Genomic DNA, 3424 nt, shown 5'->3' with positions numbered 1-3424 from the left:
CAGCTCCTGCTTGCGCTCCCGGCGCAGCCTGGCCTGACGCTCGGCCTCGGCCTTCTCGCGACGACGTTCGGCGGCCTCGGACTTGGCGCGCAGCGCATAGGCCCGGGCGAGATCGAGTTCCTCATCCGTTCGCGCAGGGGTTTGTGTTGCCCTGCCCTTGCCGCCGCGTCGACGCGGCTGGTCGGGGCCCTCCCGGCGATCCGGACGGTTCTTGGTGGTTTTCTTGCTGGTGCTGACCAGGCCTGCCTTGAGCAGTTGGTCACGCAGGGAATCGGCCATGGGAGAAAATCCTTGCACGCCTCGGCACCCGCTTCACAGGAGCTCTGGACGCGGGTCGTTCAATAATGGGGCGGAGGCGGCTCGCTGTGCGGATCGTGACCCGTCGCATCGCGCAGGGAAACCAGCTCGTTGCGGATTTCCCGCAGCGACTGTTCGATGGCGAGCAGGCGCTTGCTGATGCCCGCATCGGCATCCGAAAGCGCACCCACCGCTTCGTCGATGAAGGTCAGGCGCATTTGCAGGTCATGCAACTGGTGATTGTCCGTAGCCATGGTCCTGGTACTCACTGCATCGGAGACACATGCACGGAACGACCACGGCCGATGCCGTAGTAGGCCAGGCCCGCCGCCTCGACCTGCGCGGGGTCGTAGAGGTTACGACCATCGAAAAGCACGCGCTCGCGCAGCGTGGCCGCCAGGTGTGCGAAATCCGGGCTGCGGAAAGCCTTCCACTCGGTAACCACGGCAAGGGCATCGGCACCTTCAAGTGCCTCGCGCGGCCCCTCACACAGCACCAGGTCATCACGCTCGCCGAAGATACGGCGGGTCTCGCCACTCGCCTCGGGATCAAAGGCGCGCACCCGTGCACCCCGGGCCCACAAGGCCTCCATCAGGTAACGACTGGGCGCCTCGCGCATGTCGTCGGTGTTGGGCTTGAATGCCAACCCCCAGAGCGCGATCGTGCGCCCTTCCAGACGACCCTCGAAATGCCGATCAAGCAGTTCGAACAACTTGTGCTTTTGCCTGGCGTTGACCGCTTCGACCGCCTCCAGCAGCGTGGCCGAGTAGTCATGCATGCGCGCCGTGCGCTCCAGTGCCTGCACATCCTTCGGGAAGCATGAGCCACCGTAACCGGCGCCCGGATAGATGAAATGGAATCCGATGCGCGGGTCCGAACCAATGCCCAGGCGCACCTGCTCCACATCCGCACCCACGCGTTCGGCGATGTTGGCGATCTCGTTCATGAAGCTGATCTTGGTCGCCAGCATGGCATTGGCCGCGTATTTGGTCAGCTCGGCCGAGCGTATGTCCATCACCACCATGCGCTCGTGATTGCGGTTGAACGGTGCGTACAGCTTGCGCAACAAGCCGATGGCCCGCTCACTGGAGCTGCCAATCACGACGCGGTCAGGACGCATGCAATCGTTGACCGCATCACCTTCCTTCAGGAACTCCGGATTGGAGACCACGTCGAAATCAACTTTCTTGCCGCGTGCGTCAAGCGCCTCGATCAGGGTCGTGCGGACCAGATCCGCCGTGCCTACAGGAACCGTGGACTTGTTCACCACCACCGCGTACTGGGACAGATGCTCGCCGATGGTTCGGGCCACGGCCAATACGTAACGCAGATCCGCGCTGCCGTCCTCATCGGGCGGGGTGCCGACCGCAATGTAGATGATCTCCCCATGGGCAATGGCCGGGGCGGCATCCGTGGTGAACGTCAGGCGGCCACTGTCCTGGTTGCGCTTGACCATCGGCTCGAGGCCGGGCTCGAAAATCGGAATTTCACCGCGCTGCAGGCCTGCCACCTTGTCCGCGTCCACGTCCACGCAGGTTACATGGTTGCCCATTTCGGCAAGGCAGGTCCCTGTGACCAGTCCCACATAGCCCGTGCCAAAGATCGTTACATTCATGATGATGTCATTCCCGACGCATGCGACAGATCGCACATTGTAGGCAGCGGGTGCGTCGACGACCAGTTCAGCGTCACACGCAGGCCCTTCGCGGCATCCAAAATGAAACGGGGTGCGGATCGCTCCGCACCCCGCAGGTCATACATGCAGCCGGCCAGCGATCAGTTACCGCTGCCGTCACTGCTGTTGTCACTGCTGTCGCCGCTGTTCGGGGCCGGCGGCGTGGTCTTGTCCAGCTTCACGTCGAAGATCAGCGTGGCGTTCGGCGGGAACGGATTCTGCGGCTGCTCGCCGTAGGCCAGGTCGGAAGGAATATACAGCTTGTAGTGGCCACCGACCTGCATCAATTCCAGCCCTTCTCGGAAACCGGGAATCACGTTGGCAACCGGAATCGAAGCCGGGCCACCACCCTTGTGGTCGGCCGAAGCATCAAATTTCTTGCCGTTGATGAAGGTACCGACGTAATCGATCTTGACCGTGTCATTGGGACCCGGATGTGCACCGGTGCCCTGTTTGAGGACCTTGTACTGCAGGCCCGAAGACGTGGTCTTGACGCCCGGCTTTTTCTTGTTCGCGGCGAGAAACGCTGCGCCCTTGGACTTGTTCTCGGCAGCAAGCTTCTCGTATTGGACCTTGGCCTTGGCACGCAACTGCGACACGAAGGCCTCGCGGATCTTCTTCGATTCCGCCTTGTCGTACTTGGGCTTCTTGCCGGAAAGGGCATCCCGCATCGCCTGGGCGACGATCTCAGGGTTGATTTCATCACGCACGATCGGCGGCAACTGGCTGGCCATGTCCCAACCCACCACATAACTGGCCTTGTTCTTGTCGACCGGGACCGGCTTCTTGGACTTGCCAGCCTGGGCGAACGTGGCGGTGGACGTGCCGAACGCAGCAATGGCCAAGGCCATTATTGCGATACGCGAAAAGTGCTTCATTCGATACTCCCTCGTTTGTATGTGTGCCAACGCCATCGGAATCTTCCTGACCCGACGCGGGCAGGTCAGGCATTGTGCCGGTCCGGCAGCCAGCTTGGCAACGGCGTTTGGATATGGACCCGAATAGCCTGCAAAGGTTCAAACACCCGGCGCAGGGGAAATGCCTGGTGCATTTGCGGGATGCTTTGCTTGAACAAACATCACGTAATGTCCTCAGAACCTTGTTTTTTGGGCTTTTTTGCTGGATAAATCGAATTGTGTCCTGGCTCCAGGGTCTGTTTCAGCGCCGCTTGCAGGCGAGCGTGAACCTGAACCAGCCCTCGCCATAGAATCAGCGCCACCAACGCCCCTGCCACGATCAAGGTTGCCGCAATGCCGCGCGGCGGCAGGATGGTGGCGCCCAGCGCGGCCACAAGTACGGCCAGCCCGACCAGGGTCAGCAACGGGATCACCCGGGCCAGCACGTTGCGAATGGCATAGGTGTACTGTCCGGCGAAGCGCTCACGGATACCCAGTTCGGCCAGCAGCATGCCCAGCGCGCCGGACTTGCGGTACACCGCGATCAGCATCGGCA

3 protein-coding genes and 2 pseudogenes are annotated in these 3424 nt (G+C 61.9%); all 5 read right to left on the bottom strand.

From position 1 onward, the window contains the following. A pseudogene (locus tag PF446_RS11355) lies at positions 1–279 on the bottom strand (DUF2058 domain-containing protein); the annotation flags it as partial. A gap of 59 nt (positions 280–338) precedes the next feature. Beyond that, positions 339–551: a SlyX family protein gene (locus PF446_RS11350; RefSeq protein WP_298071651.1), complete on the bottom strand. Its 213-nt coding sequence runs from the start codon at positions 549–551 to the stop codon at positions 339–341. 11 nt (positions 552–562) lie between these two features. Then, positions 563–1912 carry a UDP-glucose/GDP-mannose dehydrogenase family protein gene (locus PF446_RS11345; protein WP_298071649.1) on the bottom strand — a complete coding sequence of 450 codons (1350 nt, stop codon included), beginning with the start codon at positions 1910–1912 and terminating at the stop codon, positions 563–565. Between the two features lie 161 nt (positions 1913–2073). Further along, entirely contained in the window at positions 2074–2850 is a 777-nt protein-coding gene (locus PF446_RS11340) for an FKBP-type peptidyl-prolyl cis-trans isomerase (RefSeq protein ID WP_298071647.1), read from the bottom strand. 200 nt (positions 2851–3050) lie between these two features. Continuing rightward, positions 3051–3424 (bottom strand): annotated as a pseudogene (locus PF446_RS11335) (hypothetical protein); the annotation flags it as partial.

The organism is Oleiagrimonas sp. (genome assembly GCF_027858935.1).
In the GTDB taxonomy this organism is placed as follows: domain Bacteria; phylum Pseudomonadota; class Gammaproteobacteria; order Xanthomonadales; family Rhodanobacteraceae; genus Oleiagrimonas.
This window is presented reverse-complemented; position numbering and strand designations above follow the sequence as displayed.

Excerpts from the sequence above, each read along its gene's own strand:
- PF446_RS11350 (WP_298071651.1), bottom strand. The coding sequence starts at position 551 with ATGGCTACGGACAATCACCAGTTGCATGACCTGCAAATGCGCCTGACC.
- PF446_RS11345 (WP_298071649.1), bottom strand. The coding sequence starts at position 1,912 with ATGAATGTAACGATCTTTGGCACGGGCTATGTGGGACTGGTCACAGGG.
- PF446_RS11340 (WP_298071647.1), bottom strand. The coding sequence starts at position 2,850 with ATGAAGCACTTTTCGCGTATCGCAATAATGGCCTTGGCCATTGCTGCG.